The following is a 25155-nucleotide window of genomic DNA, read 5'->3' on the forward strand; positions in this document are numbered from 1 at the left end:
TTGGTGCGCTTGTCACGTTGTCGGTCTGCGCGTTCGCCTATGTCACCACGGAGACCCTGCCGATCGGTCTGCTGCTGCCCATCTCCGCGGACCTCGGCGTGTCGCAGTCCCGGGTCGGGCTGTTGGTGACGTGGTACGGCCTGGTCATCGTGCTCACGACGATCCCGCTCACCCGGCTCACCCGCGGTGTTCCCCGCCGCTTCCTGCTCGGCGGGCTCACGGCCGTGTTCGCGGTGGCCACCGGGGCCGCGGCGGCCGCGCCGGGATACGGCGTCCTGCTGATCGCCCGCCTGGCCACGGCGCTGAGCCAGGCGCTCTTCTGGGCGCTGGCGCTGCCCACCGCCACTTCCCTGTTTCCGGCCAGGGTCCACGGTCGGGTGATCAGTGTGATCATGGCGGGTACGTCACTCGCCGCCGTGCTGGGCGTACCGGCCGGTACCTGGCTGGGCCAGCGAACCGGCTGGCGGTCGCCCTTCTTCGTCCTCTGTGCTCTCGGGCTGGCGGCGACGGTGACCATCTTTGCGCTGATACCCACGACAGCACCCGACGAGGCGCCGTCGGCCCGCGGCAGCACGCCCGACGTCCGGCGCTACCGGCTGCTTCTCGTGCTGTCCGTGCTCGCCATCACCGGATCGCTCGCCTCCTTCACCTATGTCACGCCCTTCCTCGTCACGGTGAGCGGCTTCGCCCTGGCCACGACCGGCGCACTGCTGCTGGCGCGAGGGGTGGCCGGAATCGCCGGCGTGTTCGTCGGCGGCGTCCTGGCCGACCGCCACCCGTGGATCGCGACGCTGGCCCCGGTGCTCCTGCAGACGGTCGCGCTGCTCGGGCTCTACGCGCTCGGCGCCGTACCCGTGGTGGCCGTCGTCCTGGTCGCGCTGGCCGGCGCTGCCTACTCGGCGCTGACCACCGTGCTGGGCAGCCGGTTCCTTCAGGTCGCGCCGGGCCGGACCGACCTCGCGGTGGCCGGCCTCTCCACCGCGATCAACATCGGCATCACCGCCGGCGCACTCGTGGGCGGGGTGCTGCTGACCCACGGCGGCGTCCGGGACACCGCCCTCGCCGGCGGGATGCTCAGCCTCGCCGCGCTCGCCGCGGTGCTCATCGAGCCTCGGCTGAGCCGTCCGGCCACGGACCGGACGGCTGTGGACCGGGACCAGAGGGACCCGCCTCGCCTCCGCCGCCCTGTTGCCGGTCCCTCCTAGCTGATCTCGGAGATGGTCCAGCGCTCGGAGGCGTTGGTGACCGGCACGGTCTCACCGACCAGAGTGGTCACTGCCTGCGTGTCCCGCTGCACGCTCGTACCGACCCAGACTTCAACGTCACCCGGCTCCACGACCCGGGTCAGGGTGCGGTCGGAGAAGGCCAGACGGGTGGTGGGAACGGTCAGTTCGACCGTGACCGACTGGCCCGGCTCCAGGTGAACCCGCCGGTATCCGAGCAGCTGCGCCACTGGCCGGGTCACCGAGGCCACCAGATCACGGCCGTAGAGCTGGACCACGTCGTCCCCCGCCACCGCCCCGGTGTTCGTCACCCGCACCGTGACGGGCAACGCCCCGTCGACCGGCACCGTGGCGGGCACGGTGAGGTCGCCATGCTCGAACGTGGTGTAGGACAGACCGTGGCCGAACGGCGCCGCGGGCGTCGCCGGCAGGTTCGTCACCTCGCTGCCCTCCCCGAGCGTCGGGTGCAGGTACGAGTACGGCTGCGCCCCTACCGCACCGGGCAGGCTGATCGGCAGCTTGCCCGACGGGTTGACCCGCCCGGAAAGCACGCCAGCGATCGCCCCGGAACCCTCCTCGCCGGGGAAGAACGCCTGCACCACCGCCGCGCACCTCGGCAACGCCCAGCCGACCACGTACGGCCGGCCGGTGAGCAGGACGAGGACGACCGGTGTACCCGTGGCCAGCACGGCCTCGACGAGTTCGCGCTGGACTCCGGGCAGTTCGAGGTCGTCCCGGTCACAGCCCTCGCCGACCGTCCCACGCCCGAAGAGGCCAGCCTGGTCGCCGACGACCAGCACGGCTACGTCCGCGGCGGATCCGGTGGCGACGGCCTCGTCGAAGCCGGACCGGTCGTCGGAGTCCACGTCGCACCCGCGCGCCCAGGTGACGAGATCGTCGCCGAACTCGACCCGCACGGCGTCGAGGACCGTCGGTACCTCAATCCCGATCTCCACCTCGGGATGCTGGGCGAGTACGTGGTTGAGGAAGGAGTAGCACCCGAAGAGCGCCCCCTGCCGGTCGGCGTTCGGGCCGATGACCGCAACGCGGCTGTTCGAGGGCAACGGAAGGGCGTCCCGGTTGGAGACCAGGATGATCGACTTCTCGGCAAGCCGGCGGGCGATCGAACGGTGCTGCGGCGAGTCGAGGTCGACCGCCGAGGGTGGGGCGTCCATGAAGGTCTCGTCGAGTAGCCCGAGCTCCAGTTTCTGGCGCAGGACCCGCAGCACCGCCCGGTCGACGAGGGCCTCATCGAGCCTGCCTGCCGTCACCGACTCCCGCAGCGTCAGGTAGGCGTCGCCGGTCGGAAGCTCGATGTCGACGCCGGCGGTCAGCGCCTGCCCGGCCGCCTCCGCGCGGTCTCCGGCGACGTGGTGCAGCAGGTGCAGAAACGCCACGCCGAAGTAGTCGGAGACGACGGTGCCGTCGAATCCCCACCTGTCCCGCAGGACACCGGTGAGCATCGTCGCATCGGACGCGACCGGCAGGCCGTCGATCTCGGCATAGGAGTGCATGATGCAGCTGGCGCCACCGTCGAGGATCGCCATCTCGAACGGGATGAATATCACATCGGCAAGCTCGCGGGGGCCCGCATGCACGGGTCCGAAGTTGCGCCCGGCCTGCGAGGCGGAGTAGGCGGCGAAGTGTTTGAGGGTGGCCTGAACCCGCTGCGATTGCAGGCCCCGCACGTACGATGTGCCGATCGTGCCGACGAGGTACGGGTCCTCGGAGATGCACTCGTCGACCCGGCCCCACCGCGGATCAAAGATCACATCAAGCACCGGGGCGAGGCCCTGGTGGATGCCCAGTGCCCGCATCGACGCCCCGACGGCGGTGGCCATCTCGTGGACCAGTTCGGGATCGAACGCGGCGCCCCAGGCCAGCGGCGTCGGGAAGGTGGCCGCCTTCCACGCGGAGAGCCCGGTCAGGCACTCCTCGTGAACGATCGCGGGGATTCCCAGCCTGGTGTCCGTTACCAGGCCGGACTGGAACTCCCACAGCCACGCCGCGCGGGCGTCCGGGTCGACGGGCGAGGTGCCGTAGGCACGGGTGAGGTGGCCGAGCCCGTTGCGGGAGAAGTCCTTGAGCTTGGCGATGTCGCTGAACTCGCCCTGCAGCGGCGTGACAGCCTCGCCGTCCTTCGCCTCCCAGAACCCGACAAGCTGGGCGACCTTCTCCTCGATCGTCATCCGGGCGAGCAGCTCGCGTACCCGTGCCTCGCCCGCCGGCCGGCCGTGGTCCAGACCCGCCTGAGCCGGCACCGGCCCGTCCACCCCGGCGTGGACCTCAGTCATACTGTTCTCCCCTTGTGGTTGTGCTCGTACGCCTGGCGCTCAGCCCTTGATCGCGCCCTGCAGGCCACCGACAATTTGCTTCTCTGCGAGCGTGAAGAAAAGTAGTGCTGGGAGCATCGCCAGCGAGGTGAACGCGAGGATGCCCGCGGTATCCGTACTGTACTGGTTCGAGAAGCTCTGTACGCCCAGGGGCAGAGTGTGCAGGTCAACATCGCCGAGGACCAGCAACGGCAGGAGGAACGCGTTCCAACTTGCCACGAACGCCAGGACCCCGACGGTGACGAGCGCAGGCCGCGACAGGGGTAGCGCGATGCGCCAGAGGAACCCGATCCGGCCAGCGCCGTCGATCGCGGCGGCATCCTCCAACTCCCCCGGGATGGCGGACAGGAAGGGCCGGAGGATCACGACCGTCAGCGGTAGGGAGAAGGCAACCTGCGGGAGGATCACCGCGTAGTAGGAGTTGATCAGGCTCAGGTTGCGCAGCAGGAGGTAGAGCGGCAGGATCGCCGCTCCGGCTGGAAAGAGCAGGCCGAGCGTGAAGAAGGTGTAGAGCGCCTCGCGCCCGCGGAAGGTGTACCGGGCGAGCACGAACGCGGCGGCCATCCCGAGCACCACCACGAGGAAGGTGGTCCCGAGGGCGATCACCGCGCTGTTGAACGTCTGCCTCCAGAAGTGGCTGTGCGCCAGCACCCGGACGTAGTTGTCCCAGACCCACGGGTCGGGCAGCCCGGCCGGATCCGCGACGATCTGCGGGGTGGTACGGAAGCCGCCGATGATCACGTAGACGATCGGCGTGATCGACACGCCGGCGACCGCCAACGCCAGCGCGTACGTGAGCGGCGTGCTCCAGGACAACGCTCGGTGCCGGGTGGATGGGTAACGGACGGGATTCGCGGCCACGGTCAGTTCACCCTTTCGGTGGTGGCGCCCCGGATGTCCCGACGGAGCAGGAAGCGCTGGAACAGCAGCGCCGCGACGAACGAGATGACGAACAGGATCACGGCTACGGCGTTGCCGAAGCCCCACAGCCGGGCGAAGAAGCCGTTGTCCACCATGTAGGTCGCCATGGTGGCGGACGCTCCGAGCGATCGCATCGAGGGCACCGAGGTCACCCAGATCATGTCGAAAACCTGCAACGAGCCGATCATCGACAAGAACATCCAGATCCGGATCGTCGGTCCGAGCAGCGGAAGCGTGACGTGGCGCTGGGTCTGCCACCAACTCGCACCGTCGATGGCGGCGGCCTCCGTCAGCTCGGGCGGCACGTTCGACAGTCCGGCGAGCAGGAGGATGATGGCGAAGCCGACGTACTTCCAGGTGAGGACAAACAGCAGCGTCCAGATGACGACGTGGATGTCAGCCAGCCAGGCCTGCACCAGGCCGCCCATTCCCAGCGACCGCAGCAGCGCGTTGACCGTTCCGTCGTCGGTCAGCAGCAGCTTCCACATGATGCCGACGGTGACCTCGGCAAGTACATAGGGCACGAACACCAGCAGGCGGAACGCGGCCCGCCCGCGGAACCGGCGGTTGAGCAACAGGGCGATGCCCAGGGCGAGCGGCCCCTGGATCAGCAGCGACCCGACCACGATGATCGCGTTGTTGCGCAGAGCGTCAAGGAAGATCGGGTCCTGGAAGGCAAGGACGTAGTTCCGGATACCGACGAAGTCCGTGGGAGGTCCGACGCCACGCCAGCGGTAGAGGCTGTAATAGACCGCGAACCCCATGGGGACCAGCACGAACATCACATAGAGGACGAGTGCTGGCGTCGTGAGCACGACGATCTCGTACCATTTGCGGCGCGTTTCCGCCCGGCGGGCGGATCCGCGCCCGTCGGGCCGGCGCCCCATCGGCGGCGCGGACGCGTCGCCGATGGGGTCCCGGATTCGGCTGGCGGAGGTCACTTGCTCGCGGCCGCCTTCATCGCCGAGACGACCTGTTCGGGCGTCCCCTTGCCGGCGAAGATGGCAACGATCGCGTCGTTCATGGCGTTGCCGACGGTGCTGCCGTACGCCGTGTCCAACCAGAGCTGTACGTAGCTCGCCTCGGAGGTGGCCTTCAGGACGGACTGCAGTGCCGGGTCCGGCACACCAGCGGCCGCGGCCTTGGCGGCAGGCAACCCGGTACCGGTCTCGGCATAGCCCTTCTGCACGTCGGGACTCACGATGTACTTGAGGAACTCGACGCACTCGGCCGGCGCCTTCTTGGCACAGGCGTACCCGTCACCGCCGCCCAGGGCCGCCTTCGGGTCACCCGCCGAGCCGGAGATGGCCGGTACGGGGAACCAGCCGAGCACCTTGGCGAGGGCGTCCTTGTCCTTGGCGACGTTGTCCAGGGTGCCCCGGTTCCAGTCGCCCATGAGTTCCATCGCGGCGCTGCCGTTCGCGAGCAGACCGTTGGCGCTGGTCGGATCGTTCTGGCCCGGCGTGGCGATGAAGTTCGGCTGGAAGGGCTTCGTGGCGATGAAGGACTGCAGATCCTGGCCCGCCTTGACGAAACACGGATCGTCGAAGACGCGATCGAGGGAAGCCTTCTTCAGCGTGTCGATGGAGCAGTCACGCAGCGCGAATTCGTACCACCAGTGCGCGGCGGGCCACTTGTCACCGGCGCCCAGGGCGATCGGGATGACACCGCTGGCCCTGAGTTTCGTGACCGCTTCGGTGAGTTCGTCGAAGGTGCTCGGCGGAGCGTCGATGCCCGCCTTCGCGAACATGTCCTTGTTGTACCAGAAACCCTCGATCCCCATCCGGAACGGCAGGCCGTACTGCTTGCCGTTGACCTGCCAGATTTCGATCGAGCTGCCGAGACTGTCCGCCTCGTCCGTCATGCTGCCGGTGATGTCCTTGAGGTAGTCCGCCTCGACCTGCTCGCGCATCTCGCCGCCACCCCACACCGGGAAGAGGTCGGGCGGATCGTTGCTCAGCAGCGCGGCGGGCAGCCGGGTGCGCTGGAGCTGGTTGGTCTCGATCGCCTCGATCTCGACCTTGACGCTCGGGTGGAGCGCGGAGAAGTCGTTGGCGACCTTCTCCCAGTAGGTCTTGCCCGGCCCGTCCTGGGTGGCGGTGTGCCACCAGGTCAGGGTCACCGGATTCTTGTACAACTCACCATCGTCCGGGGCTTCGTCGTCGCCGCTGGTGCAGCCACCAACGACGAGTGCACTGGTCACGAACAGCGTCACGAGGGCGCCTGCTCGGCGCATTACCGCCATCGATGTCTCCTCGACTAGTCGGTTCGTGGTACTCGTCTGCCGGGCAGTTTTACAGTCCGGTAACGTGATGTCAATCGTTGTCGATAACGTTTTTGTCCTGCGTGACGGGGTCGTCGGCGGCCCTCTATCATCGTCAGCGTGGCCTTCGAGCAGCGCGTCAAGATGTCGGATGTAGCACGTACAGCCGGCGTCTCCGTGGCAACCGTCTCGAAGGTTGTCAACGGACGGTACGGCGTGGCGCAGGCGACCGTGGAGCGCGTCCAGCAGGTGATCCATGAACTCGGGTACGAGGCCAGCCTCGTCGCGCAGAGTCTCCGTAGCCACCGCACGAACGTGCTGGGCATCCTGGTCGCCGAGTTCGAGCCGTTTTCGACCGAATTGCTCAAGGGGGCGTCCCGCCAGGTCGCCGGTAGCGGCTACCAGCTTCTGGCCTATTCCAGCGGCGACGGCGACGGCGCCGCCGTCGGCTGGGAGCGGCGTTCACTCGCCCGGCTCTCCGGCACACTCATCGACGGTGCCGTGATCGTCACGCCGACGATGATCGAGCCGAAGCAGGGATTTCACGTCGTGGCGGTGGACCCGCACACCGGCCCGTCCGGCCTGCCCACCGTCGATTCGGACAACTTCGCCGGCGCCGTGCTCGCGACCAACTACCTGCTGTCACTCGGCCATCGCCGCATCGGGCACATCAGCGGGCGCCCCGACCTTGAATCGGCACGCCTGCGCGAGGCGGGCTTTCGCAGGGCCATGGCCGAGGCCGGCATCCCGGTGGACGAGCGGCTCGTGCGCGTCGGCGGCTTCGGGGTCGGCAAGGCCGCCGGCACCGCTGCGGAACTGCTCGCGCTTCCCGAGCCGCCGACCGCGATCTTCGCGGGCAACGACCTCTCCGCGATCTCGACAATGGAGGTCGCCCGGCGCTTCGGTCGCTCCGTGCCCGACGATCTCTCGGTGATCGGCTTCGACAACGTCCCGGAGTCCGCGCTGGTCAATCCGCCGCTGACGACGATCTCGCAACCGCTGCAGCGGATGGGCGCCGAGGCGCTGCGCCTGCTCACGGACCTGATCGCCGGCGTCGAACGGGAGAGACACATCCGGTTGCCCACCGAACTGGTGATCCGTTCGTCCTGCGGTCCCGTGATCGACGCCGACCCCGCGGATCCCCGGCAAAGGCTGAGTGCGACCTGAGCGATCGCCGTCCCGGCTGCTCGCCACGCAACTACGCGGCCAGTGGCACAGACGGCCGTTGTGCCCGGTCGAAATTCGACGCGCCCGCGTCAAGATGCCGACAAGGTGCGTCCCCGTAGCCTTTGCGCACAGGACGAATTCGGACGTTGGGGCAGCGGCGATGGTTGCTTTCGTCGATGTCACCCGCCGGGCGGCGAGAGGCGACGAGCCATGGCGAGACGGTCATTTCCTCTCCTGACAAGCGCCGCTGAACTGGCCGGTCGGGCCGACGCGGCAGGAATTCTGCGGTGGTTGCGAAGCTCCACCGCAGGCCCGGACGCCCTGCGTTGTGCGCTGCTGCTCGCGGGTGGGCGGGCGGACGCCGAGCGTCGCCTCGCCGAGGCCATGCTGACCGGCGCCGCCCCGGCGGTGGCCGACCCGGCGGGCGACCGAGCGCAGGAGGCGGCCCACGCCACCGCCCGCGACGTGGTGGACCGGATACTCGGCTGGCAGCTGTCGTTGACCGGGGCCGAAGCCGTGGCCAGCCTACTTGCCGCCGCCGGCGTGGCCCGGGTCTTCGTCTATGCCGGGACCTCGGAACTGGCCCTTGCCGATGCCATCGACCGGATCGACGGAATCCATCTGAGCAACGGCCGCGGCGACAAGGAGTCGGCGTTCATGGCCGCCGGCGCGTCCCTGCTGGACCCGAATCGTGGCGTGGCGGTGCTGCACGGTGCCCGTGGCCTGACCAACGCGATGGGCGCCGTGGCCGACGCACGGCGTAGCGAGGCCGGCACGCTCTATCTGGTTGGTCTGCCCTCCACCGGTTCGGCCCGCTTCCACCCACCGCACGGCGAACCGGGTCTGCTGGACGGGTTGGGCGGTCTTGTCGACTGGCGCTGGCAGGCTGGGCCCGTCCCGGCCGACCCGCAGGAGCTTCGGCGGGTGGCGCGCCGCTTCGTCGGCCGGCTCCGTCAGGCGCTGGGTTTCTCCGCGCGGGCCCCGCATCGGCCCGCGGTGTTCGGCCTGCCGCAGGATGTGGCCGAGCAACGCTGGCTGCCGCTCGCCGCGCTGGCCGCCCCCGCAACGGCCCGGCCCGCTCCGGTCGCCGACCGGAGCGACCTTGAGGCCGCCGTCGAGGAGTTGGCCAGGGCGGACCGCGCACTGCTCCTCGTCGATGACCACGCCCTGCGCTACCGCGGCATCCGGACGGCGCTCGATCAGATCAGCACCGCTCTCGGCGCGCCGGTGCTCCAGGTCCGGTACCGGCGCGGGCCCATGCTCTTCGAACGCCTCCGGCGGGACGAGGTGCGCAACTTCGTCGGCTGGCTGGATCCGTTCGACCCGGTTCACCGGGATCTTCTCGACCAGTCCGACCTGATAGTGACCGTCGAGGACCGCAACATCTACGAGCGCGTGGTAGGCACGCTGCCGGAGTGCCGGAAGATCGCCGTCAACACCGATCCCGGCAAGGTTTCCAAGAACGAGTACATGAAGGAGAAGGATCTCCTGGTGGTCGGAGATCCGGCCCGGACGGTGCGCGACCTGACGAAGCTCCTACGGGACCGGGGAACTGCCCACCGCACCTCCTGGTTCGGCGCGCAGGTGCGTACCCGGACCGCGGTTGCCGTGGAACCGGTCGCCCCGGCTGTCGTCGCCGGGCGACGGGCCGTGCTGCGGGCACTGGCGGATGTTCTCGCCGGCTGGGACCGGCCGGTACTCGTCGATGACAGCCAGATGTTCGGCGGGCTGATCGCGGAACACTACGACGATCTGCCGAAGGGGCTGAGAGTCTTCGGCGGTCATGGCGCCTTCGTCGGCAGCGGACTGTCCTACGCGACCGGGCTTGCCATCGCCCACGACGAGATCCGGGTGATGTGCACGCTCGGCGACCAGGCGTTCACCAACTCCTTCCAGGGCCTCGTCGCGGCGACCCAGGAGCGGGCGAGAGTGCTCTTCCTGGTGTGCAACAACGGCGAGTCGGTCTCGCTGAAGAAGCAGGGGACAGCGTCGTACGGCGAAATGACGCGGTCGTATCTGTCGAACGTGCCAGGGATGCGGTACCACGCGGTGGCCGGGGCGCTCGGCGTCCACGCCGCCGAGGTGACCGTTCCCCTCGGCGGTCCCGCCCAGGAGGTCGACGCCGGGATCCGGCGGTTCACCGCCGCGCTGGTCAGGGCTGCCGCTGTCGACGGCCCCAGTCTTGTGGAGTTGGTGCTGCCATCGGCGCCCGAGGTGTGGGCGGGCATCTGGCTCACCCACGGGTTCGAGCGGTTGCCGGCCGACGACAAGCAGCCCGCCTCCGCTCGGACCTGACGACCGCCGCTGGCCGTCGGCGCTCAGCGCGACGCCGACCATGCCCTTCCGCCCCAGGTACCGTCCAGAGAGGAAGTCACATGCCCGGAGTGCGACCAACAGATCCCGAGATCCTGGCGACGGCCGTTGCCGACAGCGTGGTCGCCGCGGTTGACCCGGGTGCCCCGCGGTCCTGCCTGTTCCTCTGGGAGGTGGCCCGGCCATGGCTCGAATCCGTCGTGGACCGGGTGCGGACGAGCCACCACGAGGAAATCCGTTCGCTCGGTGCGGACCTGCTGGCCGCGCCCGCGGACCCGGCGCGGTACCACGCGTTCAAGAAGGCCCTTCTGGCCAGGCACGGCGACTCCGCGACGGCGGAACTGTTCGAAAAGGCGTGGGAGGCGGAGTGCGTCAACCGGCTCGGCTACTACCTCGGCACACGCTATGCGGACGACGGCCTTCCGCAGGTGACCGCCGAGGACCTGCGCCAACTGCCCCCGGTCAGCCCGCCCGCCGCCGGCCCGGAGGCGGACGTCCTCATCGTCATCCCGTTCCAGGACCGCAATCGCGCCCGGGTCCGCCTCCGGAACCTGCAGGCATGCCTGCTCACCCTGGCCGACCAGTCCTATCCGCGGGAGCGCTACCGGATCGTGGTCGTGGAGTCGGACGACCTGCCGCGGTACCGCGGACTCATCGAGCCGCTCGTTGACGAGTACGTCTTCGCGCCGAAACCCGGCATCTTCAACAAGTCCTGGGCGGTCAACGTGGGTGTGGTGAACGCTGCGGGCCCGACCGAGGTCGTCTGCGTTCTTGACGGCGACGTACTCGCCGACCGGGAGTTCGTGGCGCGCAACGCGGCCCGCTTCGCGAAGCCGGGCACCGCCGGACATCTGACCTATCGGAACATGTTCTGCCTGAGCGACACGTCCACCTCGCGGGCAATCCGGGAGCGGCTGATGAACCGTGCCGCGACCGTCGACCCGGAGATCTTGCGCGGGTTCATGCTGCGCCGGCCCCCGGGGTGTTGTGTCTGGGCGCGGATCAGCGTGTTCCACCGGATCGGCGGAATGGACGAACGCTACGAGGGCTGGGGCGGAGAGGACAACGATTTCGCCTACCGGATGGACATCAACGGCGCCTTCGACACCTACCACGACTGGCTGCTGCACATGGCCCACCCGCCCTCGTCGGTGCTGAACGAGGACGGTTCGCTGCCCAATTCCGCGATTCCGGGCCTGAGTTGGCGGCCGACCGAGCCCATCGGGCGGCTCGACCGGTTCGCGACGGCCGGATCGTCGGGCGTACCCGCCTGAGCGGCGCCAAGGCACGGCGGACGGAAGCTGGGACGAATGTGCCGGAGGCCGGACAACTGCCGTGGCCGGCCACCGACCGATCACGAACGGAGGTACCACGCGTGGCCCTGTTCACCCTGGCCTGCGCATTTCACGAGACGGACCGACTACTCGCCCGCACCCTGCCACTCGCGCTGCGGTCCCTGACCCAGCCGACCAGACACGAATTCGAAGTCGTCCTGGTGGCCGACAGGTCCAGCGATGCCAAGGTTGCGGATCTGCTGCCGAGGCTGGCCGAGTACGGCGTGGACGAGTTCCGGTTCCGGCGCACCAACAAGATCGCCTATCCGGGGCTCGGATCGAACAACTTCCACGCCAACAACTTCTCGATCACCCGACCGTACCTCGTGACCTTTACCGACGACTCGTTCATCTGGAAGACGGACGAAACGTTCGACGTGCTTGACGCGATGGTGCGGATATTCGAACGGCATCCCGAGGTGACCCTCATCAACAAGGTCGACGACCACGAGGAGTGGGACTCCCCGCTGATCGACCTTGGCCCCGCGATCGAGCCCGGAGTGCGGTCGGTCAACCGGGCGATCGACCAACTCATCGCGTACGACACCCGTCGGTTCGAACCGGTCGCGCGGCAGTTCGGTGCCTGGGACGCCGAGACGTTCAGCGGAGACATGGGCTTCCGCTACCACTGGGAGAACCTGGCGAGCCACGTCGGACGTACCGCCGGCCGGAGGATCGCCCGGCCGGAGACCTGGCCGTTGCGGGTACGGCACTGCGACCTGCGGCTGGACCCGGGCAGCATCCACGGCACGCAGGACGAGGACGTGAAGCTGAAGTGCTTCGACAACCTGCTGCACAGCCAAGGCACGAGCAAGCACTCCTGATCGGCGGACCAGACGAGGAGATTCCACATGTCGGACAACAGCAATCGCGACGGGTCGCTCGGCCGGTTCCGGCGGGCCGTCCTCACCGGGGGAGGCGGCTTCGTCGGCTCGTACGTCGCGGAGCAACTCCTGGCTGCCGGAGTCGAGGTCTTCTGCGTCGACAACTTCTCCACCGGGCACCCCAGCTATGTCGAACGCCTTCTGGACAAGCCTGGCTTCACACTGCTGGAGGCCGACGTCACCGAGGAGTTCGAGGTACCTGGGAAGGTCGATCTGGTCCTCCATCTCGCCTCACCGGCGTCGATCCCGGAGTTCGCCCGGCTGCCGATCGAGACGATGCTGGCCGGCAGCGCCGGGACGTACCGCACCCTGCAACTGGCGCACCGGCACGGTGCCCGGTACGTGCTTGCATCCACCTCCGAGATCTACGGGGATCCGCAGCAGCATCCGCAGAGCGAGGAGTACTGGGGCAATGTGAACCCGATCGGCGCGCGTTCGGTCTACGACGAGGCGAAGCGCTATGCCGAGGCCATGACCGTGGCGTACGGCCGCAAGCACGGCGTGAGCGTGGGAATCGCCCGCATCTTCAACAGCTACGGGCCGCTCATGCGGCCCGATGGCCGGGTGATCTCGGGCTTTGTGGCGCAGGCCGTCGAAGGGTTGCCGCTGCTGATCCACGGCGACGGCACCCAGACCCGGTCTCCCTGCTTTGTCGAGGACACCGCGCGAGGGATCCTCGCGATTGCCGCGAGCGGCTACCAGTTACCGGTGAACATCGGCAACACCGAGGAGATCAGCGTCCTCGATCTTGCCCGGACGATTCGCGAGATCGCGGAGAGTTCGTCACCGATCCGGCATGTCGGGGCCGATGAGGACGATCCGCGGCAGCGCTGTCCGGACATCGGCCGGGCCAAACGAGAACTGGGCTGGGAGCCCCGGGTTCCACTGGCCGAAGGACTCCGCCGCACGGTGGAGGCAAAGCGGCTGGAGCGGCAATCGGCCGAAACGCCCGTTCCGACCCGACGTCAATCGCCACAGGCGCGAGGAGGGCAAATGCATGTGATCTCCGTGGTGGGATGCGGCTACCTCGGCGTGACGCACGCCGCGGGCATGGCGGAACTCGGGCATGAGGTGATCGCCATCGACATCGACGCCGAAAAGATCAAATCTCTGGCGGACGGTCGGGTGCCGTTCTTCGAGCCGGGACTCGACGAGTTGGTCGGCCGGCATCTGGCTTCGGGAAGGCTGCGGTTCACCGGATCGTACGAGGAGGCCGCCGCCGCCGACATCCACTTCATCTGCGTGGGCACCCCGCAACGAAGCGACGGCAGTGGCGCCGACCTGCGGCATCTGGACGCCGTGGTCGAGCAGTTCGGCCCACACCTCGACCGCGAGTGCCTGGTGGTCGGCAAGTCCACGGTCCCGGTCGGGACCGCGGCCCGGCTGGCCACCATGCTCCACGCCGTCGCTCCGGCCGGCGATCGGGTGTCGGTGGCCTGGAACCCCGAATTTCTCAGCGAGGGCCGGGCGGTCGCCGACACGCTCCGGCCCGACCGGCTGGTGCTGGGCACGCCGGACGCCCGGGCCGAGCGGCTGCTCCGGGAGGTCTACGCGCCGATCATCGACGCCGGGGTTCCCGTGGTGGTGGCGGACCTGCCGACCGCCGAGGTGATCAAGTCCGCCGCGAACTCCTTCATGGCCACCAAGCTCTCGTTCATCAACGCGATTTCCGAGTTCTGCGAGGCGAGTGGCGCCGACATCAAGGTGGTGACGGAGGCGCTGGCGTACGACGCTCGGATCGGTGGGAAGTTCTTCACGTCGGGGCTCGGCTTCGGCGGTGGTTGCGTCCCCAAGGACATCCGGGCACTGCTGGTCCGAGCCGGCGAACTGGGAGTCGCGCACGCCCTGGCCTTCCTCGCCGAGGTGGACGCCGTGAACATGCGTTGCCGCGACCGGGTGGTGGAGTTGCTCCGTAAGCAGTGCGGCGGATCCTTCGCCGGGCGCCGGATAGCGGTGCTTGGCGCCGCCTTCAAGCCGGGCACCGACGACATCCGCGACTCGCCGGCGCTGCACGTGGCGAACGTGCTCCATGGCGAGGGCGGGCAGGTCGCCGTCTACGACCCGCGGGCCATGGAAAACGCCCGCCGGGCGTTCCCGGCGCTCGGTTACGAGGCCACGCTGCTGGAGGCCGTGCGCGGTGCGGACGTGGTGGCGCTGCTGACCGACTGGGAGGAGTTCGCCCTGGCCGATCCACAGCGGCTCGCCGCGGCGGTCGGACAGTGCAACATCGTGGACGCGCGACACCTGCTCGACGCCGACGCGTGGCAGCGGGCCGGCTGGACGTACCTGGCACCAGGACGCCCCGGACTACAGCAGCGGGCCATGGCGGTGTCGACGTAGGTCGGTGCGCGAGGTGATCGACGGCCAACCGCGGCTCGGCCGAGCCCGGCCGGTACGGGACGCCGTTCACGGGCCATCCACACTGGTCATGGCAGGTCCTGGAACCATGCCAGCACCGCGTGGATGGCTCGCACCATTTGCCCGGTACGGCCGATCGATTACCGTGTTCGTGAAATAGAGGTACCAGCTACTGAACGCGCATTTAATATAGCTCGCGACACCCCGGGAGATTTGTCCCGTCCAGCGGCGAACATTCGCCGCCGCACACCCTTCGCGAGCCGCCTCCGAGCACGGCAGGAGTGCACCCTCGGCGACCCGTCCACGACGGAACGTATTGCTCCCCTTACGGATCGCTGCTAGATTCATGCGCAACGATAAATGCTCATCGGACTCCCATCCGGTGTCGCCTCATAATGCCGGTCGACCGGCCGCAAGCGCCTTTGATCAGACGGGGGATGAATGCCGCAGGGGAGAATCTGAATGGCATTTCGCACCGGTCAAGCACCTTGTCATGCGATCCCCGCTCCGGAACTGCGCTTCGACATCCTCGGCCCGCTTGAGGTCTACCGGGACGGCGAAGCCTGCACCCCGACCGCGCCACTGCAACGCAAGCTGCTCGCCCTGCTCCTGCTGCACGGCAACGAACTGCTCCCGGTCCCGCGCATCATCGACGCGCTCTGGGGGCAACGGCCGCCCCGGTCGGCGCTCGCCGCCCTGCAGATGTACGTTTCGGCTGTTCGCCGGATTCTGAGCCCGAATTCCCGGGTACGCGGTGAAACCCGACTACATCCGGTACTACGGACGCAGCCGAGCGGATACGTCATTCGGATTGCGCCTGGTCAATTGGACCTGCACCGGTTCCGGTCGCTGTCCGCCGAGGGCCGGAGCCGGGTCGCCGACGGCCGCTGCGCGGAGGCCAGTGAACTGTTCCGGCAGGCACTGGCGATCTGGCGCGGACCGGCGCTGGCCGACATCAGCCATTTCGACATGATGGAGCAGTACACCGTACGGCTGGAGACCGAACGGCTCGCGCTGCTTCAGGAACGGATCGGCGTCGACCTGTGTCAGGGCAGGAGCCTGGAACTGGTCGGCGAACTGGCCGAACTCGCCGCCCGCTACCCGCTGCGGGAAAGCTTCCACCAGCAATTGATGCTGGCGCTCTATCTGTCCGGCGGGCGGGCCGAGGCGCTTCAGGTCTACCAACGCGCGCACCGGATCATGATCCAGGAGACCGGCGTGGAGCCCGGGCCGGGACTGCGCGCCCTGCAACAGCTGATGCTCGACGGCACGGCCCCACCGCACCCGCACCACCTGGCGGTCTGGTGCCCGACCTGCGCCGACCTGCCCACCGTCGCCTGCCGCTGCCGGGTCAGCGCCTGCCAGGCCGGCGGGCGCCGACCGGACGCCGTCTCGCACCGGTGAGCCGCGCCGGGCCGGACGGCCCGCACCGCACCCGGCCGGACGGCCCGCACCGCACCCGGCCGGACCGCCCGCACCGCACCGCACCCGGCGGGGGCGTCGGCAGCGCAACCGGCCGGGCGGCTCTCACCGCACCCGGCCGTGACCGGGCGGCTCCAGCCGCCAGTCCAGCGCCCGACGGTAGTAGACCAGCGGCTCACCGTGCGATATCTGGCCGTCGGCCACCTCGCCGATGACGATCGCGTGGTCGGCGTGCTCGAACACGCGCCGCCGCACGCAGCGCAGATAGACGAGCACGTCGTTCTCCAGCCGCGGCACCGAGTCGTCCCAGGCCCAGTCCAGGCCGGCGAACTTGTCCTCGCCCCGGCTGGCGAACACCCGCGCGATCGGGCCGTCTCCGCTGCCCAGCAGGTGCACACCGAAGTCCGCCTGGCCGAGCAGCGCCGGGTACGACCGGGACTCCCGGCCGATGGACACCAGCACCGAGGGCGGCCGAACGCTGTAGGAACAGATCGAGGAGACCAGCAGGCCGCACGGCGCACCGCCCCGGTGCCGGGAGGTGACCACCGCGACCCCGGACGCCAGCCGCGCCATCGCCTCGGTGAAGATCTCGGTCCGCGACGAGACCGTGCGCTCCTGCATCGTCATCGCGACGGCCCTACGCACCGGCCGATGTGGCGGTGGCCCGCTGGCATTCCGCCAACCGCTCCGCTGCATCGGTGTCGTCGACGACCGCCAGGATGGCCCGGTAGTCCTCCGCCGCCTCGTCGAGGCGGCCCGCCTCCTGGTAGACCACCGCCCGGTTGTACCGGATCTCCGGCGTGCCGAGCAGGTCGACGGCGCGGCTCAGGTCGGCGATCGCCGCCTCCAGGTCACCGGAGGAGTACCCGAGGCCGCCCCGGATGGCCCACGCCTCGGCCAGCCCCTCGTCGAGGGCCAGCGCCGCCGACAGGGCCTCCCGGGCCGCCTCGGCGGCACCCCGTTCGACCAGGACGCGCCCCTTGAGGCACAGCAGGTGAGGGTTGCGCGGCGCGAGCGCCAACCCGGCCGTCACGTCGGCCCAGGCGCCGTCCACGTCGTCCAGGTCGCACCGCAGCGCGGCCCGGTTCAGCCACGCGTCGACATGCTCCGGGTCCAGTTCCAGCACCCGGTCGAAGTCGGCCCGCGCGCCGTCGAGGTCGCCCAGTTCGAGCCGGGCGTCCCCGCAGTTGTAGTACGCCTCGGGAAACGGCGGAGACAGTTGCAGCGCCCGCTCGTAGTCCGCGATCGCCTCCTTGTTCCGGCCGAGGCGGCGCAGGACGTTCCCCCGGTTGAAGTAGTGGTCGTGGAAGTTCGGGTCGACCTCGATGACCGCCGAGTAGTCCGCCAGCGCCTCCTCCAGCCTGCCGGACATGCCGTACACCTGCGCCCGGTTGTAGCGCAGCCCGGTGCGGTGCAGTTGCTGCTCGTCGGGGTCCAGTTCCCGGTCCAGCCGGGCCATACCCTCGTTGAGCAGCCGCAACGCCTCCTCCGGCCGACCCTCCCGGGTCTCCACCAGCGCGATGCCGTTGCGGTTGAACACCGAGAAGAAGGCCCGCTCCTTCGGGTCGGGCAGCAGCGACGCGATGGCGACCGCCTGGTTGAGCCAGCGCCGCGCTTGCAGCGGGTCCCGCCGCTGGTCGCCGTAGTGCCGGGCGAACAGCATCGCCGTGCCGTACGCCGCGTGCATGTGGATCAGCGGGTCGGTGGAGATGGCGCGCGCCTCGTCGTACAGCGCCTCGGCCTCCTCGGCCCGGCCGATGGCGGACAGCGACGTGGTGACGTCGCCGGTGATGTCCCACCACAGCTCCGGCCGGCTGTCCCGGTCGGCGACCGCCCGCCCGCGGATGCCCAGTTCGGCCGCCGCGTGGTACATGCCCAGGCTCTTGCAGCGCAGTTGGGCCTCCCGCAGCGCCGTGGCGCCGACGCCGGCCGGGTCGCTCCCGTGCTCGGCGTGGTACGGAACCGCCCCGAACAGCAGCGACCGCTCGCCCAGGGCCAACAGGGCGAGCCGGCGCTCGTCGTGCAGCGCGGCCCGCTCGGCGGCGGGCAACGACAGGTACGCGGCGCGGGCGCGCGGATCGTCGCCGGTGCACTCGGTCGCCACGTACCCCCGGGCCAGTTCCCCGACGGCGGTGGCGTCCAGCCCTTCCAGCAGGGACGCCTCGAAGCCGGCGCCGGCCCGGTCCGCCGGACGGCCCGACATACCCGGAACCGACGGCGTACGCGGAACCGACGGCGTGCCCGGACCGGACGGCGCCTCCAGCCGGACGGCCCGGACCCGCAGCGCCTCCGGCAGCGACATGCTCACCGGCCCCGGCACCTCGGCCAGCGGACCGGCGGCGCTGCCCACCACGACCGTCAGCTGGCCGGGCGCCAGCCGCCGCAGCAGCACCGCGACGAACTCGTGGTCGGTCGGGTCGGCCTCGTGCATGTCCTCCACCACCAGGGTGCGCGGACCGTCGTCGAGCGCCGCGAGGTAGTCGCGCAGGAACTCGGTGAGCCCGTGCGCGAGCCGCAGCGTGTGCAGTCTCGCCTGGTAGCGGGTGCGGGCGCTGTCCGGCGACTCCTCCAGGGTGGACCTGATCCGGGGCACCCGACCCTCGAACTCGGGCGCGGCGGTCAGGATCTCGATGTGGTGCCGTACCCCCAGTTCCGGGCGGCGGGCCAGCGCGTCGGTACCGATCGTCCGCAGCACCGCGCCGGCGGCCGAGTACGGGCCGCGCAGCCGACGGTGCGCCTCGGCGTGGGCCAGCAGCGGCGGAAGATCGAGGCCGGCGCGGAGCCGGTCGCGGTCGGCGCGGCGATCGGCGCTGATCCAGTAGTGGCTGCCCATGCTGGCCCCTCCTTCAGGCGATGACGTGCTGGAACTTCTCGTTCTTGCGCTGCTGGCGTTCCCGCACGGCCAGCCAGACGGTGAACGCGATCTGCCCCAGGTTCATCCCCAGGAAGACCGCCGAGTCGAGGATCTGCCGGCCGGTCGTGGCGCCGCCGAGGAGCCGGGAGATCGAGCTGGCGAACATCTGGTACACGGCCGGGGCGACGCCGACCACGAACGTGGTGGCGCTGAAGGTGTAGCCGGCGACGATCAGCCACGAGTACCACCCGGCGGCGCGCCGGTCGACCGGGTGCCACTGCGTCTCGTCCGTGATCCGGTCCGGTCGGCGCAGCAGCCGCATCGCGCGGTTGCGCAGCAGCCGCTTCGCGGTGGTGTGCAGGTCGACGCAGCCGAGCAGGGTGGACATCAGGACGTACAGGTCGGTCCGCAGATAGAAGAAGAACTGCCAGAGCACCCGCAGCAGGGTGGCGAACGCCAGCGCCAGGCAGACGCGGCCCACCAGCGAGTACGACCCGTCGGGGTTGCGGTTGAGATCCGCGGTGACGGTGAGCGCGGCCAGGGCGAGCAGGTCGACGAGCATGCCGGCGAGGATCGGTAGGTACCGTTTGCGTCGGGGTACCGCGACCAGACCGTCCAGGCTGGTCTCCAGCACCACGTAGTAGAACCGGCGGCCGATGCTGACCCGGGACCGTACGCCGAGCCGGCGGGCGGCCAGCACGTGGAACGCCTCGTGCAGGAACAGCTGCGGCAGCGCACCGGCGAACAGCGCCAGCTCGATGAGGGTCAGATAGTCGGTGAAGAACAGGTGGCTGTAGTTCGGGATCAGGTCCGGCGTGCGGACCATCGCGACCACCGCCCAGGTCAGCAGCGCGATGTAGCAGATCCAGGCCGGCGCCGAGAAGAGCGCGGCGCCCAGCCGTTGCAAGCGCACCGGCGCCACCTCGACCGGCGCCCGCTCCGCGACGACGATGAAGTCCAGTTCCTCCAGGGCGGCGAGGATGTGCTCGAAGTCCGCGGCCTCGCCGTACTCGGCCTGGTACCAGCGGTCCACCTCGTGCGGCGTGTTTCCGTCCGCCAACCGGCGCACCACCTCGGCGCCGTCCGCCGGGAAGATCCCGTACGAGTCGATGTCCGGCCGGCCGATGGTGACCTCGTCCCCGTCCGCCAGGTACACGAGGGGATGCAGCGCCACTCGGCGGTCCAGGTCGTACCGCACTTCCGTTTCCACGACCCCACCCTTGCTCTGCTCCGAGGTGAAGAATGAAGCGTCGGGCGTGGGCGCCCACTCCGCGCCCACGCCCGACCCGGACTCCTTAGAGCTTCGAGGGGTACTGCGAGCAGGCGGCGGCGGTCAGCCGGACCGGACCCGCCTTGCGGATCTTGATCTTCTTGAGCTCCTTCTTCTCCATTGCGGCACCTCCTCTCCCTGAGAGTTCCTGCCCCAACGGTGTCGCCGGCCGCCAAAGTCTCACCACAGCCGCGCCAATACGCCCGGCCCGGTTCGGCCCAGGTTCCAACCCTCCCGGGGCGGGTAACCGGGCCCTGGTCGAGCCCCTGGGCGGGGCGCGAACGGGAGGCGTTTGATGAGGGCGGTCGTTTATCACGGTACGGGCGACATCAGCGTGGACGATGTCCCGGAGCCCAAGATCGAAGATCCGACCGACGCGATCGTGCGGGTGACCACGGCGGCGATCTGCGGCACCGACCTGCACTTCGTTCGCGGCACGATGCCGGACATGCAAGCCGGGCGCATCCTCGGCCACGAAGGCGTCGGGGTGGTCGAGGAGGTGGGCGCGCAGGTCGGCAACTTCCGGCCCGGCGATCGCGTACTGATCTCCGCCGTTCTGGGATGTGGCTCCTGCGCCTACTGCCGACGCGGCTATTTCGCGCAGTGCGAGGACATCAACCCCTACGGCCCCCGCGCCGGCACCGCGTCCTTCGGTTCACCGCGGCCGCAGGGCCCGTTCGACGGCCTCCAGGCCGAGTACGCGCGGGTTCCGTTCGCCCACACCAATCTGTTCCGACTCCCGGACGGCGTCTCGGACGCGCAGGCGATCACCCTGTCCGACATCTACCCCACCGGCTACTTCGGCGCGGTGCTTGCCAACGTCACGGACGGGAAGGTCACCACGGTGTGGGGGTGCGGCCCGGTCGGTCAGTTCGCCGTGGTGTCGGCGTTCCAGCGCGGAGCGTCGCGGGTGATCGCGATCGACGGGCACGCCGACCGGCTGGAGAAGGCGCGGCTGCACGGCGCCGAGGTGGTCGACTTCAACGAGGTGGACCCGGTGGAGGCCGTCATGGAGTTGACCCGGGGCGTCGGCGCCGACTGCGCCGTCGATGCCGTCGGGGTGGACGCGGAGAGCGCGAGGTCGGGTCCCGCCGCCGCGGGCGTACGGAAGGCCGCCGAGCGGAACGGCGCGGAACAGCGCGAGATCTCCCCCGAGGCCAACCCGGCGGGGACCGACGGCCACTGGAAGCCGGGGGACGCCCCCACCCAGGCCCAGACCTGGGCGGTCGAGAGCCTGGCCAAGGTGGGCACCCTGGGCGTCGTGGGCGTGTACCCGGCCAACGACCGCTACTTCCCGATCGGAACGGTCCTGGCCCGCAACCTCAGCGTCCAGGCCGGCAACGGCAACCATCCCCGGTACATCCCGAGGTTGCTGGCGATGGTGGAGTCGGGCCGGATCGACCCGGCGACGGTGGTGACCCAGCACGAGCCGGTGACGGACGCGCTGAGCGCCTACCGCGAGTTCGATCTCCGCAGCCCGGGATGGCTCAAGGTGGCACTGCATCCGTGACCGCGTGGCCGGTCGACGACCCAACTCGAAGGTAGGGACACGAAGTGGCGGACAAGGCGCTGGATGGAGTCAGGATCGCGGTGCTGGCCACCGACATGGTGGAGACACCGGAACTCGTCGAGCCGTGGAACGCGCTCAGGGCCGCCGGCGCGGACCTGGAGTTGGTTTCCGACAAGGGCGGGACGATCCGCCTCTTCAAGCACTACGACAAGGCTGACACCTTCCCGGTCGACAAGCAGGTGGATGCGGCGTCCGCGGCGGACTACGCGGCGCTGCTCCTGCCCGGTGGGGTGGGCAATCCGGACGCCATGCGGATGAATCCGGCGGCCGTCCAGTTCGTACGCGACTTCTTCGACGCCGGCAAGCCGGTCGCGGCGATCTGCCATGCCCTGTGGCTGCTGGCCGAGGCCGGCGTCGCGGGTGGCCGCACGATGACGTCGTGGCCGTCCCTGCGCACCGACCTGATCAACGCGGGTGCGACCTGGGCGGACGAGCCGGTCGTCGTCGACGACAACCTGGTCACCAGCCGCAAGCCCGACGACATTGCCGCCTTCAACCCCAAGGTCATCGACCTGTTCGCGGCACGAGCCCGATAGCCGGGCGCCGGGCGCCGCACCGGTCTCAGCGTGAGGCGCGCCCGCCGGCCTGGTCGGCGCGGCGGGCGCGGTCAGGCCGGCGGGCGGGTGTTGCTGTTGTGTTGGTTGTCGAGCCAGGCACGCAGTTGGTGGCTGGGCAGGGCTCCGGTGCGCCGGTCCAGTTCGCTGCCGCCGCGGGTGAGCACCAGCAGGGGGATGCTCTGTGCCCGGTAGCGGTCGGCGGTGACCGGGTTCTGGTCGATGTTGACCTTGACGATCTTCAGTTGTCCGGCGCGGTCGCGGGCCAGTTGTTCGAGAACGGGGGCCATGGTGCGGCACGGTCCGCACCACGGCGCCCACAGGTCGACCAGGACCTGCACCCCGGCCCGCAGTTCCGCGTCGAGGGTGGCGTCGGTCGCATCGACCAGCCAGGGCAGCGGTTGAGCGCAGGCGCCACACCGCGGCGTACCGCGAGCGCTGGGACGGACCCGGTTCTTCTTCTGACAGGCGGGGCAGGCGATGACGCTGCCCGCGGTCGTGGTGGTTGTCATGGCGGGTCACATCCTGGCCAGCATCCACCGCAGCTCGGCGATGCTGGGCTGCACCAGCAGTTGTCCGCCGACCGACACGACGGGGCTGTGCACCCGGCCGCCGGTCATCCAGGTGAGCTGTGCCTCGGCGTTCGGGTTGGTGTCGAGGTCGACGTAGTCGTAGGGGACGCCGGCGCGGTCGAGGTAGCGGCGCACCATCTGGCTCAGCGCGCACCAACGGCGCCCGTAGACCACGACCGGTGACACGGGTCGGGCCTGCGGTGCACGGGCTTGCGCGTACGGGGAGATACCGATCATGGCGGGGTAGGCCTCCTTCCTGAGGTTGTCAGCGGCCGTTGTCCTGGGCCACCGGCTCGGTGTCGGTGCTCGCGGCCGTGCCGCCGGTGGCCGCGGCCGTGCCGTCGGTGGCCGCGACCGTGCCGTCGATGGCCGCGGCCGTGTCGATCGCGGCGAGCAGTTCGTCCAGGTCGGGGATGTGGTGCAGGTACGGCGAGACATGCCGGTAGGCGATCCGGCCTCTGGGGTCGACGACGTAGACGGCCCGGTCGCTGAACCCGTCGCCCTCGCGCCAGACCCGATACCGGCGGGCGACCTCGCCCTTGGGCTGGAAGTCCGACAGCAGCGGAATGCTCAGCCCGCGGACCGCGGCCCATGCGCCGTGGCTGTAGATGCTGTCCGGTGAGATGGCCAGTACGGCCGCGCCGCGCCTGCGGAACTCGTCGATCTCCTGCTGGTAGAGATCGAGTTGCTGGCTGCAACCCGGGCTCCAGTCCAGCGGGTAGAACACCAGGACGACCGGCCGGCCGCGCAGGTCGGCCAGGTGTACGCCGGTGCCCGTGGCGTCGGGCAGCGTGAAGTCGGGTGCGGGTGTGCCGACCGGCAGGCCGGCCGTGGCGGCGGCGCCCTCCATCGACGGGGCGCTCTGCCACAGATCGGCGATCTCGCGGATGTCCGCGCCGGCGGCCGGCATGCGGTCGTGCTGGACGGTGCGCCAGATCTCGGTGGTGATGCCGTGCAGCACCGCGAGGGCCTGCTTCTGCGGCCCGTCCGGGATCTCGGGGGCCAGGCGGGCGAACTGCTGTTCGAGCTCGTGCAGCGCCCGCGGGTAACCGTTGGTCTGCATGATGGTCTCTCCTGTGCACGCGTCGTCGTTCGGGGATCGTTGACCGTGGGGGCCGGGTTCAGCGGCGTTCGGCCTGGAACATCCAGTACTGCTTCTCCAGGTCGGCGGTCACGGCGATGAGCAGGTCCTGCGACACCGGGTCGGTGTAGCCGACCTCGGTGACCCGTTCGCGCAGCCCGGCGATGACCCTCGCGTACGCGTCGGTGAAGAAGGAGACGACGTCGTCGTCGTTCTCCCAGCCCGACGGCGGCTGGGGTACCCGGCTCAGGTGTGCGACGGTGGCGGCCAGCCCGTTGGGCGCCACGCCGATGGCGGCGCAGCGTTCGGCGATCGTGTCGGCGTGCACGCGGGCCGTGTCGACAACCTCGTCGAGTTGCTGGTGCAGGCTGCGGAAGCGGGGGCCGGTGACGGTCCAGTGCGCCTGCTTGGCGACCAGGCCGAGGTCGATCAGGTCGACCAGGGTCTGCTGCAGCGCCGCGGCGGTGACGTCGCGGGCATCGGGTTCCAGCACGGAGTTGATGGTGGCCATGTCAGGTCCTCCTTCCGGACTGCGGATGGTGTGCGTGATCGGGGCCGCTCAGCCGACCGGCTGTGCGGCGTCGGCCCGCCCGGGTGCGTCGCTCGTGCCGCGGTGGTGCGTCACACCGCTGGTCAGCCGGCGCAGCGACGCTCCCGAGCGGTGCCGCCCGGCGGCCGGCCGGGTGTCGGTCGGCGTGGCCGCGGGCGGCTCGGTGCGCGGTGGCCACGGGTGGTGCGGGCAGTCGGGGTCGCACCACAGCGTGCCGTGGCCGCGTCGCTGCAGTTCGGCGTTGGCGAGGCTCATCCAGGCCGGTGGCCCGTACGGGGTTTCCCGACCGGCCAGGTAGGCCGGGTAGTCGGGGTCGCCGATCGGCCGGGCGCGCTTGTGGATGCACAGGTCAGCGAGAACGTCGTCGACCTGGTGCGGGGTGGCGGCGATGTGCAGGACCCACCGGTCGGTGACCGGCGGCGGCGACTGCATCCACATTGTTGATCACCTCCAGCGACGTGCTGGTCTGTCGAATGGTTCCCTGGT

At 69.9% G+C, this 25155-nt stretch carries 21 protein-coding genes and 1 pseudogene; 10 read left to right on the forward strand and 12 right to left on the reverse strand.

Annotated features, from left to right (window positions below):
* Positions 1 to 17 precede the first annotated feature (17 nt).
* On the forward strand, positions 18 to 1205 hold the full coding sequence (locus CIK06_RS28085) for an MFS transporter (protein WP_198348040.1): 1188 nt from the start codon (positions 18 to 20) through the stop codon (positions 1203 to 1205).
* Here the strand turns inward: CIK06_RS28085 and CIK06_RS28090 are convergent.
* The 4 genes from CIK06_RS28090 to CIK06_RS28105 are packed head-to-tail and all read right to left on the reverse strand — an operon-like array spanning position 1202 to position 6692.
* Positions 1202 to 3517 carry a glycoside hydrolase family 3 N-terminal domain-containing protein gene (locus CIK06_RS28090; RefSeq protein ID WP_095567312.1) on the reverse strand — a complete coding sequence of 772 codons (2316 nt, stop codon included), beginning with the start codon at positions 3515 to 3517 and terminating at the stop codon, positions 1202 to 1204. The two genes, CIK06_RS28085 and CIK06_RS28090, sit on opposite strands and share 4 nt — an antisense overlap.
* Before the next feature lie 39 nt (positions 3518 to 3556).
* Positions 3557 to 4423, reverse strand: coding sequence for a carbohydrate ABC transporter permease (locus tag CIK06_RS28095; protein ID WP_095568206.1), 867 nt, complete (start codon positions 4421 to 4423; stop codon positions 3557 to 3559).
* Positions 4420 to 5418, reverse strand: coding sequence for a carbohydrate ABC transporter permease (locus CIK06_RS28100; RefSeq protein WP_095567313.1), 999 nt, complete (start codon positions 5416 to 5418; stop codon positions 4420 to 4422). The genes CIK06_RS28095 and CIK06_RS28100 overlap by 4 nt, the downstream gene beginning before the upstream one ends.
* Positions 5415 to 6692, reverse strand: a complete 1278-nt coding sequence (locus CIK06_RS28105; protein ID WP_232533910.1) for an extracellular solute-binding protein — start codon at positions 6690 to 6692, stop codon at positions 5415 to 5417. Before CIK06_RS28105 ends, CIK06_RS28100 begins: the two co-directional genes overlap by 4 nt.
* Positions 6693 to 6860: 168 nt before the next feature.
* Between CIK06_RS28105 and CIK06_RS28110 the strand changes: the two genes are divergently transcribed.
* The 7 genes and pseudogenes from CIK06_RS28110 to CIK06_RS28135 all read left to right on the forward strand — a co-directional run bounded on the left by CIK06_RS28110 (position 6861) and on the right by CIK06_RS28135 (position 16200).
* Positions 6861 to 7907, forward strand: coding sequence for a LacI family DNA-binding transcriptional regulator (locus tag CIK06_RS28110; protein ID WP_095567315.1), 1047 nt, complete (start codon positions 6861 to 6863; stop codon positions 7905 to 7907).
* 42 nt (positions 7908 to 7949) lie between these two features.
* The gene (locus CIK06_RS28115; protein ID WP_157756984.1) at positions 7950 to 10202 is read left to right on the forward strand and encodes a thiamine pyrophosphate-binding protein; all 2253 of its coding nucleotides are present in this window, start codon (positions 7950 to 7952) and stop codon (positions 10200 to 10202) included.
* An 80-nt stretch (positions 10203 to 10282) separates the two neighbouring features.
* A complete protein-coding gene (locus CIK06_RS28120; RefSeq protein ID WP_095567317.1) occupies positions 10283 to 11494 on the forward strand; it encodes a glycosyltransferase family 2 protein in 1212 nt (403 codons plus the stop codon).
* Positions 11495 to 11595: 101 nt separating this feature from the next.
* Entirely contained in the window at positions 11596 to 12378 is a 783-nt protein-coding gene (locus tag CIK06_RS28125) for a hypothetical protein (protein WP_095567318.1), read from the forward strand.
* A gap of 27 nt (positions 12379 to 12405) precedes the next feature.
* A pseudogene (locus CIK06_RS32710) lies at positions 12406 to 13287 on the forward strand (NAD-dependent epimerase/dehydratase family protein); the annotation flags it as partial.
* Between the two features lie 144 nt (positions 13288 to 13431).
* Entirely contained in the window at positions 13432 to 14778 is a 1347-nt protein-coding gene (locus CIK06_RS32715; protein ID WP_198348401.1) for a UDP-glucose/GDP-mannose dehydrogenase family protein, read from the forward strand.
* A gap of 480 nt (positions 14779 to 15258) precedes the next feature.
* The gene (locus CIK06_RS28135; protein ID WP_095567320.1) at positions 15259 to 16200 is read left to right on the forward strand and encodes an AfsR/SARP family transcriptional regulator; all 942 of its coding nucleotides are present in this window, start codon (positions 15259 to 15261) and stop codon (positions 16198 to 16200) included.
* A gap of 123 nt (positions 16201 to 16323) precedes the next feature.
* Here CIK06_RS28135 and CIK06_RS28140 read toward each other — a convergent pair whose 3' ends face one another.
* The 3 genes from CIK06_RS28140 to CIK06_RS28150 are packed head-to-tail and all read right to left on the reverse strand — an operon-like array spanning position 16324 to position 20282.
* On the reverse strand, positions 16324 to 16845 hold the full coding sequence (locus tag CIK06_RS28140) for a flavin reductase family protein (protein ID WP_157756985.1): 522 nt from the start codon (positions 16843 to 16845) through the stop codon (positions 16324 to 16326).
* A gap of 10 nt (positions 16846 to 16855) precedes the next feature.
* The gene (locus CIK06_RS28145) at positions 16856 to 19051 is read right to left on the reverse strand and encodes a tetratricopeptide repeat protein (protein WP_095567322.1); all 2196 of its coding nucleotides are present in this window, start codon (positions 19049 to 19051) and stop codon (positions 16856 to 16858) included.
* A 13-nt stretch (positions 19052 to 19064) separates the two neighbouring features.
* Positions 19065 to 20282, reverse strand: a complete 1218-nt coding sequence (locus CIK06_RS28150) for a hypothetical protein (protein ID WP_232533911.1) — start codon at positions 20280 to 20282, stop codon at positions 19065 to 19067.
* A 355-nt stretch (positions 20283 to 20637) separates the two neighbouring features.
* Here CIK06_RS28150 and CIK06_RS28155 point away from each other — a divergent pair, with 355 nt between their 5' ends.
* Positions 20638 to 21852: an alcohol dehydrogenase catalytic domain-containing protein gene (locus CIK06_RS28155; RefSeq protein ID WP_095567324.1), complete on the forward strand. Its 1215-nt coding sequence runs from the start codon at positions 20638 to 20640 to the stop codon at positions 21850 to 21852.
* 95 nt (positions 21853 to 21947) lie between these two features.
* Positions 21948 to 22448, forward strand: a complete 501-nt coding sequence (locus tag CIK06_RS28160; RefSeq protein ID WP_369916264.1) for a type 1 glutamine amidotransferase domain-containing protein — start codon at positions 21948 to 21950, stop codon at positions 22446 to 22448.
* Positions 22449 to 22519: 71 nt separating this feature from the next.
* Here the strand turns inward: CIK06_RS28160 and trxA are convergent, their stop codons facing one another.
* From trxA to CIK06_RS28185, 5 genes are read right to left on the reverse strand one after another with little or no spacing between them, the layout of a single operon-like run.
* Complete coding sequence (gene trxA / locus CIK06_RS28165; RefSeq protein ID WP_095567326.1) at positions 22520 to 22978, reverse strand: thioredoxin; 459 nt, start codon at positions 22976 to 22978, stop codon at positions 22520 to 22522.
* A gap of 6 nt (positions 22979 to 22984) precedes the next feature.
* Positions 22985 to 23275 (reverse strand): glutaredoxin family protein, encoded by a 291-nt coding sequence (locus tag CIK06_RS28170; protein ID WP_095567327.1) that lies wholly within the window; start codon positions 23273 to 23275, stop codon positions 22985 to 22987.
* Positions 23276 to 23303: 28 nt separating this feature from the next.
* On the reverse strand, positions 23304 to 24101 hold the full coding sequence (locus CIK06_RS28175; RefSeq protein ID WP_095567328.1) for a redoxin domain-containing protein: 798 nt from the start codon (positions 24099 to 24101) through the stop codon (positions 23304 to 23306).
* 58 nt (positions 24102 to 24159) lie between these two features.
* Positions 24160 to 24630 (reverse strand): Dps family protein, encoded by a 471-nt coding sequence (locus CIK06_RS28180; protein WP_095567329.1) that lies wholly within the window; start codon positions 24628 to 24630, stop codon positions 24160 to 24162.
* 48 nt (positions 24631 to 24678) lie between these two features.
* On the reverse strand, positions 24679 to 25107 hold the full coding sequence (locus CIK06_RS28185; protein WP_095567330.1) for a hypothetical protein: 429 nt from the start codon (positions 25105 to 25107) through the stop codon (positions 24679 to 24681).
* Between the last annotated feature and the right edge of the window lie 48 nt (positions 25108 to 25155).

The sequence above is a fragment of the Plantactinospora sp. KBS50 genome (assembly GCF_002285795.1).
GTDB lineage: Bacteria > Actinomycetota > Actinomycetes > Mycobacteriales > Micromonosporaceae > KBS50.